At 37.0% G+C, this 14,340-nt stretch carries 12 protein-coding genes, 13 tRNA genes and 1 pseudogene; 10 read left to right on the top strand and 16 right to left on the bottom strand.

The genetic code is table 11. The features are described 5' to 3' along the window. Positions 1 to 297 precede the first annotated feature (297 nt). Positions 298 to 1,749, top strand: a complete 1,452-nt coding sequence (cls, locus tag DOK81_RS08250; protein WP_206909967.1) for a cardiolipin synthase — start codon at positions 298 to 300, stop codon at positions 1,747 to 1,749. Positions 1,750 to 1,858: 109 nt separating this feature from the next. Here cls and DOK81_RS08245 read toward each other — a convergent pair whose 3' ends face one another. The 3 genes from DOK81_RS08245 to DOK81_RS08235 all read right to left on the bottom strand — a co-directional run bounded on the left by DOK81_RS08245 (position 1,859) and on the right by DOK81_RS08235 (position 5,316). Further along, complete coding sequence (locus tag DOK81_RS08245; RefSeq protein WP_206909965.1) at positions 1,859 to 2,299, bottom strand: universal stress protein; 441 nt, start codon at positions 2,297 to 2,299, stop codon at positions 1,859 to 1,861. 67 nt (positions 2,300 to 2,366) lie between these two features. Next, a complete protein-coding gene (locus tag DOK81_RS08240; RefSeq protein WP_206909962.1) occupies positions 2,367 to 3,773 on the bottom strand; it encodes a C69 family dipeptidase in 1,407 nt (468 codons plus the stop codon). Between the two features lie 148 nt (positions 3,774 to 3,921). Beyond that, a complete protein-coding gene (locus DOK81_RS08235) occupies positions 3,922 to 5,316 on the bottom strand; it encodes a glycoside hydrolase family 1 protein (RefSeq protein ID WP_206909960.1) in 1,395 nt (464 codons plus the stop codon). 150 nt (positions 5,317 to 5,466) lie between these two features. Here DOK81_RS08235 and celB point away from each other — a divergent pair, with 150 nt between their 5' ends. The 9 genes and pseudogenes from celB to DOK81_RS12325 all read left to right on the top strand — a co-directional run bounded on the left by celB (position 5,467) and on the right by DOK81_RS12325 (position 12,556). Beyond that, complete coding sequence (celB, locus tag DOK81_RS08230; protein ID WP_206909958.1) at positions 5,467 to 6,735, top strand: PTS cellobiose transporter subunit IIC; 1,269 nt, start codon at positions 5,467 to 5,469, stop codon at positions 6,733 to 6,735. A gap of 125 nt (positions 6,736 to 6,860) precedes the next feature. After that, the gene (locus DOK81_RS08225) at positions 6,861 to 7,580 is read left to right on the top strand and encodes a GntR family transcriptional regulator (RefSeq protein WP_206909956.1); all 720 of its coding nucleotides are present in this window, start codon (positions 6,861 to 6,863) and stop codon (positions 7,578 to 7,580) included. Positions 7,581 to 7,709: 129 nt separating this feature from the next. Beyond that, a complete protein-coding gene (locus DOK81_RS08220) occupies positions 7,710 to 8,681 on the top strand; it encodes a ring-cleaving dioxygenase (RefSeq protein WP_206909955.1) in 972 nt (323 codons plus the stop codon). A gap of 29 nt (positions 8,682 to 8,710) precedes the next feature. Further along, positions 8,711 to 9,331 (top strand): dienelactone hydrolase family protein, encoded by a 621-nt coding sequence (locus tag DOK81_RS08215; RefSeq protein ID WP_206909953.1) that lies wholly within the window; start codon positions 8,711 to 8,713, stop codon positions 9,329 to 9,331. A 366-nt stretch (positions 9,332 to 9,697) separates the two neighbouring features. Then, positions 9,698 to 10,225 carry an adenylate kinase gene (locus tag DOK81_RS08210; RefSeq protein WP_206909951.1) on the top strand — a complete coding sequence of 176 codons (528 nt, stop codon included), beginning with the start codon at positions 9,698 to 9,700 and terminating at the stop codon, positions 10,223 to 10,225. A 566-nt stretch (positions 10,226 to 10,791) separates the two neighbouring features. Then, positions 10,792 to 11,016 carry a hypothetical protein gene (locus DOK81_RS08205; protein ID WP_206909950.1) on the top strand — a complete coding sequence of 75 codons (225 nt, stop codon included), beginning with the start codon at positions 10,792 to 10,794 and terminating at the stop codon, positions 11,014 to 11,016. Between the two features lie 456 nt (positions 11,017 to 11,472). Next, a pseudogene (locus DOK81_RS08200) lies at positions 11,473 to 11,597 on the top strand (site-specific integrase); the annotation flags it as partial. A 391-nt stretch (positions 11,598 to 11,988) separates the two neighbouring features. After that, on the top strand, positions 11,989 to 12,264 hold the full coding sequence (locus DOK81_RS12330; protein ID WP_242589957.1) for a phage integrase SAM-like domain-containing protein: 276 nt from the start codon (positions 11,989 to 11,991) through the stop codon (positions 12,262 to 12,264). Position 12,265: 1 nt separating this feature from the next. Then, the gene (locus DOK81_RS12325) at positions 12,266 to 12,556 is read left to right on the top strand and encodes a hypothetical protein (RefSeq protein WP_242589956.1); all 291 of its coding nucleotides are present in this window, start codon (positions 12,266 to 12,268) and stop codon (positions 12,554 to 12,556) included. Positions 12,557 to 13,130: 574 nt separating this feature from the next. On the opposite strand, the gene DOK81_RS08190 is transcribed toward DOK81_RS12325, so the two are convergent. From DOK81_RS08190 to DOK81_RS08130, 13 genes are all read right to left on the bottom strand, one after another. Next, a tRNA-Leu gene (locus DOK81_RS08190) sits at positions 13,131 to 13,215 on the bottom strand. Positions 13,216 to 13,239: 24 nt separating this feature from the next. Further along, positions 13,240 to 13,311, bottom strand: a tRNA-Gln gene (locus DOK81_RS08185). A 10-nt stretch (positions 13,312 to 13,321) separates the two neighbouring features. Beyond that, positions 13,322 to 13,394, bottom strand: a tRNA-His gene (locus DOK81_RS08180). Between the two features lie 59 nt (positions 13,395 to 13,453). Beyond that, positions 13,454 to 13,538: transfer RNA gene (locus DOK81_RS08175), tRNA-Leu, on the bottom strand. A gap of 19 nt (positions 13,539 to 13,557) precedes the next feature. Beyond that, positions 13,558 to 13,628 (bottom strand) — tRNA-Cys (locus DOK81_RS08170). Between the two features lie 34 nt (positions 13,629 to 13,662). Further along, positions 13,663 to 13,734, bottom strand: a tRNA-Gln gene (locus DOK81_RS08165). 10 nt (positions 13,735 to 13,744) lie between these two features. After that, a tRNA-His gene (locus DOK81_RS08160) sits at positions 13,745 to 13,817 on the bottom strand. 2 nt (positions 13,818 to 13,819) lie between these two features. Continuing rightward, positions 13,820 to 13,893, bottom strand: a tRNA-Trp gene (locus DOK81_RS08155). A 10-nt stretch (positions 13,894 to 13,903) separates the two neighbouring features. Continuing rightward, positions 13,904 to 13,984: transfer RNA gene (locus DOK81_RS08150), tRNA-Tyr, on the bottom strand. Position 13,985: 1 nt separating this feature from the next. After that, positions 13,986 to 14,061: transfer RNA gene (locus DOK81_RS08145), tRNA-Phe, on the bottom strand. A 32-nt stretch (positions 14,062 to 14,093) separates the two neighbouring features. Continuing rightward, a tRNA-Asp gene (locus DOK81_RS08140) sits at positions 14,094 to 14,166 on the bottom strand. A gap of 9 nt (positions 14,167 to 14,175) precedes the next feature. Then, positions 14,176 to 14,248: transfer RNA gene (locus tag DOK81_RS08135), tRNA-Val, on the bottom strand. Positions 14,249 to 14,263: 15 nt separating this feature from the next. Then, positions 14,264 to 14,335, bottom strand: a tRNA-Glu gene (locus tag DOK81_RS08130). Between the last annotated feature and the right edge of the window lie 5 nt (positions 14,336 to 14,340).

Raw genomic sequence — 14,340 nt, 5'->3', positions numbered from 1 at the left:
AAAGAGACCCAAGACAAATCAACATTTGTCTTAGGTCTCACCATTTCATACAATACCAGAAAACCATCGGTTAACTTACTGTTGATATTATCGCAACAATTTGTTGCCGGTTACTCCCCTAAGGAGATATTCAACTGTATTATTATCCTATCGTATTAAATGACAAAAAGCAACTATTTTATTCCGTTTGTTCAGCCAATTTGCTAGATTTTCCGTAATTGAAACCAGTGGTCACGCGTAGGTTTATTTTTCGACTCATGTTATACTATCACTATTGAAATAAAGGAGGAAAATTATTTGGTAGGATTTATTGTTTCAGCAATTTATTTAATTAATGCTGTTTTTGCATTGATAACTATTTTAATCAAGCCACGCGATGTTGCAGCCATTTGGGCGTGGTTACTCGTGCTATTTGCGCTACCTGTTGTTGGTTTTGTTCTATATTTATTTTTTGGACGTGGTTTAACGGACAAGAAAAAATTCTACTTACGACAAAGTGATTTAAAGGAGCTAGAAAATTTCCAGAATTTTCGAGATGGTACCATCGAGCTCTACGATTCTCAAACAAATGAAGTCGAAAAACAAGCCTTCGTTGACTTCTTCTCATCCTTGAATCAGATGCCTTTAACTCGCAAAAATGGACTTACATTATTAACTGATGGACAAGAAAAGTTAACTTCTTTGTTAAACGATATTGAAGAGGCTAAGCACTCTATCCATATTGAGTATTACGCATTTGTAACTGACGAGATCGGCAATCAGGTTTTACGTTTATTAGAAAAGAAAGCTGCCCAAGGAGTTCAAGTTCGCCTACTATATGATGCATTTGGTTCACATGGTACAAAAGCAAAAGATTTTAATCAACTCATCGCCAATGGTGGAGAAGCGCAAACCTTTTTAACTTCTCAAGAAGCATTACTTCGTTTTCGTTTAAACTATCATGATCATCGAAAAATCGTTGTGATTGATGGAAAAATTGGGTATACTGGCGGCTTTAACATTGCCGATCAATACGTCTATACGACCAAAAAGTTCGGTTACTGGCGTGATACTCACATTCGAATTTTCGGTGCTGCTGCGTCGTTGTTGCAACTTCGATTTTTAATGGATTGGAACGTTTCCGTTTCAGAAGAAAAAAAGGTTGGCTATCATTTGGATTATTTTTTCAAGAAAGTGGACGAAAATAACGAGCAAAATGGCAATGTTGATATTCAATTAGTTTCAAGTGGTCCAAATAATGAGCGTGAACAAATCAAGTTAGCCTTTATCAAACTAATTACTTCAGCAAAAAAACGAATTTGGATTCAGACACCTTATTTGGTTCTTGACGAGAGCGTGATTGCTGCATTAAAAATTGCTTCTGCTTCAGGTGTCCATGTCAAAATCATGATTCCAAATAAACCCGATCATCCATTCATTTACCGTGCTACACAATATTATGCACGCCAATTGATTAAAGAAAACATTGAGATTTTAGTTTATGAAGCTGGTTTTTTACACGCGAAAACATTGATCATGGATGATGAAATCTGTATGGTGGGTTCCGCCAATCAAGATATCCGCAGTTATCGTCTAAACTTTGAAACCAGTGCAGTCATTTATGACCATGAATTTTTAGAACAACTTTCTGATAAATTTCTTGAAGATGAAGAAAACTGTTCTACTATGACAACAGAAACAGTCAAAGAAATGTCTACCTGGCTGTTATTCAAACAACAAATTTCCCGACTACTATCACCTATTTTATAAAAAAGACAAAATAAAAAAAGCAATCCAACAAATCGACGTATCTTATCGTGAAGCCATTGATTGGTTCACCCTTCGTCAATTGTTGTTGATTGCTTTTTTATTTTCTATTTTATTTTACTACTAACACATTGCATGGTGCATGGTTCACGACATATGCGGTAGTTGATCCTACTAAGACACGTTCCACTGCGTTTAACCCAGTTGATCCCATAATAATCAAGTCAATTGGTTCTTTTGACTCATTGAAGTTAGCAATAAGTGTTTTAGGATAACCATAGAGGATATACGTTTCAATATCTGTCCACCCTTTTTCAATTGCTAAATTCCGATGAGCTTTCATTTGATTTTCTGCTACTTCATCGAGCTCTGCTTGTAAATTAGTTGTTACAAACGCAAAATCACCAAAATAATTTCCTGTTACTTCATTAACATATAAGATGTGCAAAGTTGCTTGGTTTCGTTTCGCAATCGCAATTGCTTCAAGAAATGCCTTTTCTGCTTTTTCTGAGCCATCAATTGCAACCAAAATATTTTGATATGTGTCCGTCATTGTAAACGCCTCCCTTTTCTTAAGTTTATCACTGTTCTTTTCTTGGGACAACCAATGTGGTCACGATTTAATCACCAAGATCAAAACGCAAAGTCATGTGTGTAGCTCCCTTTTCAAGCATTTTGCCTAATAAGGCAACTGTTCGATCATAGCATTCTTCTGCAAGCTGTTGGTTGATTTCTTCTAAATAGCCAGTACTAAAATTCTTTGTTGCTTGTGCATCAGCTAGCAACTGTTTATTTCTAAAAGAAGCCATACTTTCTTGTTCATAGTCCGCATAAATATCGGTAAATCGGTCGTAATCATAGTCACCAATCAATGCTGCCATACAGAATAACCAATAAGGATGATTAAAATCGAAGCTAGTCGACGTTTCTGAATAACGTGCAGGTGTTTGTTCAACATTGGTATAAAAAGGAACCAACACGTTAAATGTATTCGGTCCAAATGCCAACCATTGAATACCAGAAATTGATTTAGGAACATCATTTCGCAATTGCAAAATATGGCATTGGATATTACGATTGATGCCAATTGGTCGGAAGCTTTTCCTTTGTTGCTCTGTTCCTGTGCCATACGCATCAAACACGGTATCTTGATAATGTGAACTCAAAACAAATTTGATCTCTTCAACTGATATTTTTCGATTTGCATAGCAAATGAACGGCAGATTGTCATCCATTGGATCTTGTACGATTTCTGGCGTGAAATACTTTTGACCATACCAAGCACGTGGATTATTATAATGATGATCTTTGATTGTGGTACTCCCAAAAATATGACGTAAATTAAGTGTTTCTTCTGGATTAGGATTCAAGTGATAGCTTTCAATTAACTCGACTAAATCTTCAGAGCACATGGTATTTTCTGAATCAACCTCAAAACTATCGATATTCATTCGATTTGGTGCAATCACATACGCTTCATCAGGAATCTTGATTGCTGCCCAATGATGACCACCGATTGTTTCAAAATACCAGATTTCGTCATTATCTGAAAAAGCGAGAGCATTTGGTTCATAGGTTCCATACTCTTCTAATAACCGTCCTAGTCGTATAACTCCTTCGCGCGCGCTAGTAATATAAGGTAAAACAATTGTTAACAAATCTTCTTCCCCGATACCATTTTCGACATAAGGATCTACACCCAAAATTCGTGAATTTGAGGTAATAGTTTCCGTTGCTGTCATCGCCACATTCACTTGATTGATTCCTGCTTCGCCCCAAATTCCGATTGAATCATCGGCATTCGGTGTGGCTGTGTATCGTAAAGGATTATCAGGCAGAGGAATTGATACATGACTAATCTTGGACTCATAGACTTTAGGTTGAGCTTCTGGTTGGACAACAATAAAACGTTTGGGTTCGATTGCTTTCTCACTATCTTCATTTCGAGCAATCATTGTTGACCCATCGATGCTCGCTTTTTTCCCAACTAAAATCGTTGTACACGAACTTTTTACTTTGTTTCGCATATTTTTCACTTCTTTCTCATTTGCTCTAGTATTAGTCTACTGCGAATAATCTCAGAAGTGAAATGATAGCCTAGCAAAAACTAAAACTGGAGAAAATCTTTGAGCGTTTCTCCAGTTTCTCACATGTCTAACTTATCCAGTCAATTGCTCAATCAAATCCATGCTCATCAGCTACTTGTTTAAACCAATGACCAGATTTCTTAATTGTACGCGCTCCTTCTTTCTCTAAATCGACAGCGATGAAGCCGTAACGATTCTTATACGCATTTGTCCAAGACCAATTATCCATGCACGTCCACATATGATAACCAACACAATTGCTTCCTTCCTCAATTGCTTGATGAACATATTTCAAATGATCTTTAACGAATTCGATACGGTAATCATCTTCGATCATACCAAACTCATTCACAAATCGTTCTTCTCCTTCGACGCCCATACCATTTTCCGAGATAAAACATTTGATATTCCCATAGTTTTTTCGTGTATTCGTTAAAATATCATAGATTCCCTTTTCATAAATTTCCCAACCACGATAAGGATTCATTTTTCTACCTGGCATTTCATAATTGTCAAAGAAATCATCTGGCATTGGTGAGGATAGCTTATCCGGTGTTGATTCTTTTGCTTTGATTCGACGTGGTTGATAGTAATTGATTCCTAATAAGTCAACAGTGTTCTCCTTTATCAAAGTTAAATCTCCCGGAACAATCTCAGGAAGCAAGTTTAAATTTCGAATAATTTTAACTAGATCTTCTGGAAATTCTCCTTTGACAGCTGGATCCAAAAATGAACGATTAAAAAAAGCATCCGCAATTTTTGCTGCTTTGACATCTTCTGGATTACCATTATCTCTTGGGTAACTTGGCGTCAAATTTAAAATAATTCCAATTTCTCCTGCCAGTCCCATTTGATGGTAAGCTTGAATTGCCTTAGCACTTGCAATATTTTCATGATAACCAACTTGGACTGCTTCCTTTAAACTAATGTGATTTGGAAAATGGAACTGATACAAATACCCGCCCTCAACAGGGACGATCGGTTCATTATGCGTGAACCAAGTTTGAACAAGATCTCCAAACAACTCAAAACAGTTTTTCGCATAGCTCACATAGGCATCTACTGTTTCACGATTCAACCACCCTCCATTTTTCTGTAAAGCTAAAGGCATATCAAAATGATATAAATTTACAAATGGTTCTATTCCGTTTTCTCGTAATTCTTGAAAATATTCTCGATAAAAAGCAACCGCCGTTTGATTGATATTACCCGTTCCATTTGGAAATAATCGACTCCATTGAATAGATGTTCTAAATGAATTATGGCCTGTTTCTTTCATTAACTGAATGTCTTCTTTGTATTTTGTGTAAACCTGCGATGTTTTATCTGGTCCAACCTCATTAAAAAATTTTTCAGGTTCTTTTGCATACCAGTAATCCCAAATATTTTCACCTTTACCGTCTCCAGCAATGCGTCCTTCTGTTTGTGGGCCACTGGCAGCAGATCCCCACCAAAAATTAGCTGGAAAGTTATATTTTTTCATGTTAAAGGTCCTCACTTTTCAATTGATAACGCTATCTTATCCGACAATCAAATAAAAATCAATACTTTTTATACAAATGACTAGACATTTGTATAAATCGGTGCTATATTTTGTTTGTAATCGATTGCAAAAAAATTAGAGGTGAAAAATATGAATGGATTTATGGACAAACTTTCCGAAAAAATCATGCCCTTAGCCAATATTTTAGGGCAAAATCGTTACTTGACCGTTTTACGTGATGCCTTTATGCTTTCTTTTCCATTAACAATGTTTGGTTCAATAGTCGTGGTGATCAATAATCTTCCTTTTTTCAATGACGCGACTAAAGGAACGCTATCGACTCTCTTTGGAAATGGACAGAATGCGACAATGAGTATCATGTCCGTATTTGTTACATTTGGTATTGGCTATTATTTATCTAAATCTTATGACGTCGAAGGCATTTTTGGTGGTGCTGTTTCGTTTGCTAGCTTCTTGATTCTTACCCCATTTGTTATGACTACAACAAATGGTGAAGAAGTTTCCGGTGTACTTACACTTGATCGCCTAGGTGCAAAAGGAATGTTTATTGGAATGATTGCTGCCTTCTTAGCAGCGGAAATCTATTGCCGGATTACAAAACGTGGTTGGCAAATCAAAATGCCTGACGGCGTGCCACCTGCAGTGACGAAGTCTTTCGCTGCTTTGATTCCTGCTGTTGTAACATTAACAGTCTTCTTATTTGTCAATGCACTTGTGACTGGTATATTTAACACTAACTTACACGATGTTATTTACGAAGTAATCCAAAAACCTTTAACAGGACTTGGTAGTAGCTTACCTGCAACCCTACTTGCTTTATTTTTTGTTCAATTTCTATGGTTCTTCGGACTTCATGGACAAATTATTGTCAATTCTGTAATGGATCCAATTTGGAATACTTTAATGTTAGATAACTTGGAAGCCTATCAAGCTGGTAAAGAACTTCCTCACATTATCACAAAACCTTTCATGGAAACATTTACTGTTGGTCTCGGCGGATCTGGAATGACATTAGCCGTGGTTTTGATTATGGCGTTCTTCTTAAAGAAAAAGCAATATCGTGACGTTGGTCGGCTTGCCCTTGCACCTGGTATTTTTAATGTCAACGAACCTGCTATTTTCGGCTTACCAATTGTTTTAAACGCAACGATTTTGATACCATGGGTAATTGCACCACTTGTGGTTACTACATTGAATTATTTAGTAATGGCAGCTGGGATTGTTCCTCCTCCAACAGGTGTTTCTGTACCATGGACTGTTCCCATTGTCGCTAGTGGTATTCTTGCAACTAATTCATGGCTAGGTGGTCTTTTACAAGTGATTGATTTCATTGTTGTTGGACTCATTTGGTATCCATTCCTGAAAGTTTTAGATAAACAACCAGTGACTGACATTTAAAAAACAACATGAAGACCAAAACATTGGATAGTTTCTAATGAGTTTGGTCTTTTTCTTTTTACTTCTCTCTTCTAGCAGTTGTCCGTTGTTCCAACTTTCGCTATACTCAAAGAGAGGTGAATGTTGTGCCAAAATATGAAGACATAGCGAACACGTTAAGAGATCGTATTCGCTCAAAAAAATACCCACCAGATAGTTTTTTACCAAATCAAACTGACCTAGTAAAAGAATTTGACGCTAGCCGAATGACAATCAAAAAAGCAATCAATATTCTCGCAATGGAAGGACTTGTCTATTCTCAAAGAGGTTCTGGAACAAAAGTTTTGAACCATCCTTTTTTCAAAAAAGATACTTCCCCAGCAAATGAATATGAAGGGCTTAGTCATCAAATGGCGCGACGTCAACAGTCTTTGGCTAGTCAAATTATCCAGTTTGATGTTGAATTTCCAAATGAACAAATACAAGAGCATTTAATGATTCAACCTGAACAACCTGTTTATAATATTCAACGATTACGAATTTTAGAAAATGAACCATATATTTTAGAGCATACCTATATGCCTGTCCATCTAGTTCCCGGTTTAAAACGAGAGCACTTGTTATCTTCTATCTATGATTATTTACATCAGTCTTTAAATATTTTTTTTGCTGGTGCTTACCGAACAATTTCTGCAGATAAAAGCACAGAGTTCGATCAAGAATACTTAAATTGTTCTGCAACTGATCCTATTTTAGAAGTTCAACAAATCGTTTATTTAAAAGATGGCCAACCAATTGAATATTCAACAAGTCGCAATCGTTTTGATGTACGTAGCTATTCTATTTTAGATGTTCAATCAAATTAAAAACGGACCCAACATGGGTACCGTTTTTTATTTTGTTAAAAGGACAGAATAATTGCATTATCTGTGGATTCTTACTATACTTGTAAAAATAAAACTTACTTTTTGTAAGTATATTTCGGAGGAATAATTATGGATACACAGATTAAAGGTCTACATCACGTTACTGCTATGACTTCCAATGCTACCAAAATTTATCGTTTTTTTACTGATATTTTGGGACTACGACTGGCAAAGAAAACCGTTAATCAAGATGACATCGAAACTTATCATTTATATTTTACCGATGAAAATGGTGCACCTGGAACAGATATGACTTTTTTTGACTTTCCTTATCAATCTAAAGGCTCTAAAGGAACAAACAGTATTTCTCGTGTCTCTTTCCGTGTTCCCAACGACTCTGCACTAAATTTTTGGCATGAACGTTTATCAAAGTATCAAATCACTCACTCAAATATCAAGGAACGCTTTGGTAAAAAATACCTGGAATTTGAAGACTTCGATAACCAATCCTATCAATTGATTTCAGATCAACAAAATCATGGAGTTGCTGCTGGCACGCCTTGGAAAAAAAGTAATGTCCCTACTCAATTTGCACTGATCGGACTTGGTCCAGTTTTTGTTCGAGTCAGCCAATTACAAAGTATTGAACACATTCTCAAAACATTACTTGGATTTCATGAAACTGCTAAAGAAGGAAATTTCCATCAATTTGAAGTTGGTGAAGGTGGAAATGGTGCCACTATTGTTGTTGAGGTCCGCAATGATTTACCCAATGCAATCGAAGGTTTTGGGAATATTCATCACCTTGCACTTCGAGTTGCTGATAAACAAGCTTTACGCCACTGGATTCAAAAAATTCAACAAGTAGAATTACCTGATTCTGGTTTTGTTGATCGTTTTTATTTTCAATCTGAATACTTTTTAGCCTCTTCACATGTACTTTTTGAATTGGCAACAGATGGTCCTGGTTTTTTTGAAGATGAAAGAAAAGAACATGCGGGAGAAAAGCTATCTTTACCACCCGCTTTTGAAGAAAAACGGCTAGCTATCGAAGAAATAGTTCGACCTTTTGATACAAGCGATGCGAATATACAACGTTAACAGAATAACAATAACTCGAGGTGAGCAATATGAACTACATTTTTGAGCAAGGAACAAAAAATGCAGCAAAATTTATTCTATTACATGGTACAGGTGGAGATGAATATTCTTTACTTGAACTTGCGAGGTATATTGATCCAGACAGCACAATTTTATCTTTTCGTGGAAACATCCAAGAAAATGGAATGAATCGTTTCTTTAAGCGACATGGTCTCAATCAATTCGATCTCAATAATTTAGAAAATGAAACAGATAGCTTACTAAAGCAAATTAAAGAGATTAGTACGGAAGAAAACATTCCTTTAGAAGACTGGATACTACTTGGTTATTCTAACGGAGCAAACATCGCTGCCCATCTATTACTAGAAAGAGAACATGAGCTATCGAAGGGAATCTTTTTTCACCCAATGTCACTTGGCGCAAACAATCACTCGACTGATGGAAAAAAACAAATGGTCTGGCTTTCGTATGGAAAGGAGGACCCCATTGTTTCGAAAGAATCTTTTGATGAACTAGTGAACGCATTTGAAAGTAGTGGTAGTCATTCTTCGGTCTATTCTTTCAATCAAGGTCACGAGTTGACAATGGCAGAGATAAAATCAGCAAAAACATGGTTGAACAATTTAAGACATAGAATACAAAAAGATTGATTTTGGTACTTTGGGCATTAACGATTAAAGAATATCAAGAGTCTTGTCTCTAAGTTTTCATCGCTGTTGTCCGTTTTAAGTTTTTATTAGCAATCAAACGCTTGATAAATATACTGACAGTATGACAAATGTAATTTCAGTAGATTATGGCTAATTTAATGTAAGGAGGAAATCTGCCTAGTATGAAAAAATAGGTATTTCCTCCTTTTAGCTTTCAATCACCTTTGATAAGTTGTCCTACTTCTTGCCTACTATTTCATGCCATAGATAGTGGGGGTATTTTTGTAAACATATAAACAAAAGAAGTGTATAAACATAAACATGGTAAAATAGAGTTAACATTAAATTTCACTAGGAGGATAAATAATGATTATTTTAATATCAGGTGCTTCCCATACCGGAAAAACATTACTTTCTCAAAAGCTACTTGAAAAAGTCAACTATCCATACTTATCGTTAGACCACTTAAAAATGGGATTAATTCGGAGCGATAGTACGAAGCTTACCGTAGAAGATGATAAAGTTATGACTGAATACCTATGGAATATAACGAAAGAGATAATTAAGACAGCAATTGAAAATAAACAAAACCTAATAATTGAAGGCGTCTATATACCTTTCAATTGGAAAGATTCATTTGATGATTCATATTTATCATCCATTAAACATTATTGTTTGATATTAAGTCAAGATTATATAAAAAAGAATTTTTCGGAAATCAAAAAATATGCAAGTACAATTGAGCAAAGAATTGATGATTCTTATTGTACAAGTAGTTCAACCTTAGAAGATAACATATTTAACCTAGAGATGTGCAAAAAATTTAAATGTAACTATATTCTAATTGACACCACCTATAACATCCAAAAAATTGTTGATAAAATCCAATTCTAACCAGCTAGTTCTTATTAAAAAAGTCCCTCCAATTATAAATATTGAAGGGACTTTTATAGATACGAAAAGAATGGTTTCAACCAATGAGACTCTTAGATTTTCAATTATGATAAATAAAGACAAAGAAATCAAACCACTAGAAAACCAAAGGTATTTTTCATAGCTCAAGGTTAGATACTAAATCCACACCACCCAACGAGTAAGACACTTAAAGTTACCATGTATAGCAGATACCCCAAATTTGAAAGGTATAAATCATAGCTGGCAATCGTACCAGACCAAAGGTAAGTTGCTTATCCTCGGGTATCAGCAATGAGGCAGCTTCTGCTCTCACCACTACCACTGCAATCCATTGGTACGACCGACTTTTCACCTACTAAAAGACCAAATTTCTTGGTACACTTGGCTTTCAGCTATTTTGATCACTGAATAACGTATTACTGGGAAGCGTAGTATCCACCTTTCCTACTTCTATCACGCTATTAGTCATACTTGGGGTACTTACTAGCTACTTATATTAATAAATATTTAGTAGTCCTTTACACAAGAAAACATTTCTTAATGAATTGAGCTTTGCGGTTAACTGGTACACTGATACACCAACTGTAGATGAAGACAACAGAGCTTTACTTGAACAAACCATTACTGATGCCAAACCTTACTTGAATAAAGACAAGTATCAATCACACTATGTGGACGCTCTTGACCAAGCAATCAAAGCAGGTGAACAAGCGTTAGCTGATAATCCGCAAGTACAGTCTTCGTCCTTTATTTACAAACACTTCTACTGAAACAATCTTTCAACCACATATTGAGGCAATCAATACTGCCTTAGCTGCTGTGAAAGCACACCCCGTAGTACCACAGGATAGTACAGATGATTCAACCAATACGACTGATACTAGCACAAGTGATTCTAGTAGTACAAAGAGAATTGAATGAAAAACTAATATAAAAGCACTAAGAATGGCTATATAGAGCTATTCCTAGTGCTTTTTAATTTGAATGATAGCTATATGAACTCCCTGTACTTGTTTCTATCTAGCATGGGGGTATCTTGCCTAGTAGAATACTTAGAGAAGTTAAATAACGATGAGTCAGTGGTGGAATAAAAGTAAACAGGAGTCCTTTTAAGATTTTGGCACCTCGGAAATCCTTTACTGACAATGCTTGGCTTCTTTGTTGCAATAGAATAGGAGCTATTTTTCTAGTTCCTCCAAATATAACGAATAAAGGAGACCATTATTATGGCAAAAAGACAAACGACTAACGTACATTCAAACGTACTCAGACAGGTACAGGATACCCTCTTAGACAGCTTCAAAGCTGGACGTAGAAACTACACCATCTTTTCAAGCTTGGCAAAGCAACAAGGACATGGATTGTAGATATTTCAGATGGTTTTAACCCTGTTACTGGCAAGCGTAATCGATTTATCAAACGTCAAATACCCTATCACAGGCAAGCTAATCGTATCATCAAACGAAATATCCCTACTCGCAAAGAAGCAATCGAGCTAGAAAATCATCTAAGAGTTACTCAATTAGGCGATACCTCTTTTGCCTCAAGTATCATGTCAATGGATATGTTATATGCATTGGTGGTAGAAATAGACACAGAGGAACAAAGAAAAGAAAGCTACATGGCGACACAAGAGTATAACTACAATCGACACATCAAAACCTATTTTGCAAAAGCAAAGATAGAAAAAACTGACGCACAAAGAGCTAAAAACTTTTCGTTCTTCCCTTTCAGACAAGGGCTTGTCTAATAACACAATCAATAAACTCATGATTCAGATGAAGAAATTACTTGATGTTGCAGTGAAACATGGGATACTAAAAGAAAATCCATGCCAACAACTGAAAAAGTTACCAGTCAAAAAGAAAAAGATGGACTACTGGACACCAACGGAATTTCAAGAATTCATGACGCTTTTTACCCCAGAAGAGTACCCTTTTCAACTCTTCTTCAAAGTAGCCTATCTGACGGGTATGCGTATGGAGAGAACTTTTAAGACTGACGTGGGAAGATATTGATTTGAGAGGTGACTCTTTAGAAGTAAGTAAGACGTTGATTCATTTAACAAGTCGTATGGTCATTAACTCACCAAACACAGTCGCAGGAAGCCGCCAAATCACACTGAATCACAAATTAGTTGATGAACTGTATCAGTGGAAGAACAAGCAAAAAGAGCTTCTCTCACCTTTTGTACCAGATACAGGGAAACTCCAAGTCTTTCAATTCGTCCGCGAAATCATGACACGTTTCAAGGTATCAAAGAAATATGATGACATAGTAGAACGTAGCTCTACTCTCAAAAGAATCTGAATTCACGATCTCAGACATTCCCACGTAGCATTTTTAATTGATAATGAGGAAGATCCATTCATCATTAAAGAACACATAGGATACGCCTCAATTAATACGACCTATGATATTTACGGACACCTCTACCCAAATAAGCAACAAAACTTAGCCGATAAATTGAATAATGCAATTGTATAGATATAGAAAATAGTAGAACTTCAAGTAGAATGAAGTTTACTATTCTTTCTAGTCAGCAGGTACACTCATACAGAACATAATATGGAGTAAAAAATAGTTACCAGAATCAATTTAATTAAATAGTTCAAAAAATGAGTTGTAATTCAAGTTTGAACATAGTATTAGCTATCTTTCTTTTTACATAATGACCAATCCTTTTTATTTGAAAAACTATAAGAGACAAATTAAAAAGAAAAATGTAAAAAAATAATGGTACAAAATGGAGTTCTCCTTTTTTCTCCTAAAATAAAGAGAAAAGTTAGATATGATATTACAGCATAGGTACTACTGTTTTCACATAATATAAAAAGAAAACCCCTAATGTAAGATAGACTTACACTAGGGGTTCATTGATGTATACCGGCGGCCGGGGTCGAACCGGCACGCCCTTAACGGGCACTGGATTTTGAGTCCAGCGCGTCTGCCAATTCCGCCACGCCGGCATAGTAAAACTTACTTTAAATCAACTGGGGTAGCTGGATTCGAACCAACGCATGAGGGAGTCAAAGTCCCTTGCCTTACCGCTTGGCTATACCCCAATAAAAAAAGGGCGAATGGTGGGAATCGAACCCACGAGTGCCGGAGCCACAATCCGGTGCGTTAACCACTTCGCCACACCCGCCATCATACATATGTTATTTAATTACCCAATAAAAAACTAAGATGAAAACACCTTAGTAATACCGGCGGCCGGGGTCGAACCGGCACGCCCTTAACGGGCACTGGATTTTGAGTCCAGCGCGTCTGCCAATTCCGCCACGCCGGCATGTCGATAAATTGTACTAAGGCGGTAACCGGATTTGAACCGGTGATGAAGGTTTTGCAGACCTCTGCCTTACCACTTGGCTATACCGCCATTATACGATTATCAATCTATAAATTTTATAGAACTGGGGTAGCTGGATTCGAACCAACGCATGAGGGAGTCAAAGTCCCTTGCCTTACCGCTTGGCTATACCCCAATAAAAAAAGGGCGAATGATGGGAATCGAACCCACGAGTGCCGGAGCCACAATCCGGTGCGTTAACCACTTCGCCACATCCGCCATGGCAGGGGTAGCAGGAATTGAACCCACACTAACGGTTTTGGAGACCGCTGTTCTACCTTTAAACTATACCCCTATTAATAAAATGGAGGAGAGTGGATTCGAACCACTGAACCCTAAGGAACGGATTTACAGTCCGTCGCGTTTAGCCACTTCGCTACTCCTCCATGGTGGCGCGGGACAGAATCGAACTGCCGACACACGGAGCTTCAATCCGTTGCTCTACCAACTGAGCTACCGCGCCAAATGAAATTAAATCAATCGAATAAATAATGACGGTTCCGACGGGAATCGAACCCGCGATCTCCTGCGTGACAGGCAGGCATGTTAACCCCTACACCACGGAACCAACTCATTATGGAGGTTAACGGGTTCGAACCGCTGACCCTCTGCTTGTAAGGCAGATGCTCTCCCAGCTGAGCTAAACCTCCAAAATTCAATTGTTATGACCCGTACGGGATTCGAACCCGTGTTACCGCCGTGAAAGGGCGGTGTCTTAACCGCTTGACCAACGGGCCCGCCT

Source organism: Enterococcus sp. DIV0660C (genome assembly GCF_017316125.1).
In the GTDB taxonomy this organism is placed as follows: Bacteria; Bacillota; Bacilli; order Lactobacillales; family Enterococcaceae; genus Enterococcus_B.
Note: the sequence above shows the minus strand (reverse complement) of the source record. Positions and strands in the feature narration are given on the sequence as shown.

Bases quoted from the DNA above. Each gene is read 5' to 3' on its own strand.
- DOK81_RS08245 (WP_206909965.1), bottom strand. From the start codon at position 2,299: ATGACGGACACATATCAAAATATTTTGGTTGCAATTGATGGCTCAGAA.
- DOK81_RS08240 (WP_206909962.1), bottom strand. From the start codon at position 3,773: ATGCGAAACAAAGTAAAAAGTTCGTGTACAACGATTTTAGTTGGGAAA.
- DOK81_RS08235 (WP_206909960.1), bottom strand. From the start codon at position 5,316: ATGAAAAAATATAACTTTCCAGCTAATTTTTGGTGGGGATCTGCTGCC.
- celB (WP_206909958.1), top strand. From the start codon at position 5,467: ATGAATGGATTTATGGACAAACTTTCCGAAAAAATCATGCCCTTAGCC.
- DOK81_RS08220 (WP_206909955.1), top strand. From the start codon at position 7,710: ATGGATACACAGATTAAAGGTCTACATCACGTTACTGCTATGACTTCC.
- DOK81_RS08215 (WP_206909953.1), top strand. From the start codon at position 8,711: ATGAACTACATTTTTGAGCAAGGAACAAAAAATGCAGCAAAATTTATT.
- DOK81_RS08210 (WP_206909951.1), top strand. From the start codon at position 9,698: ATGATTATTTTAATATCAGGTGCTTCCCATACCGGAAAAACATTACTT.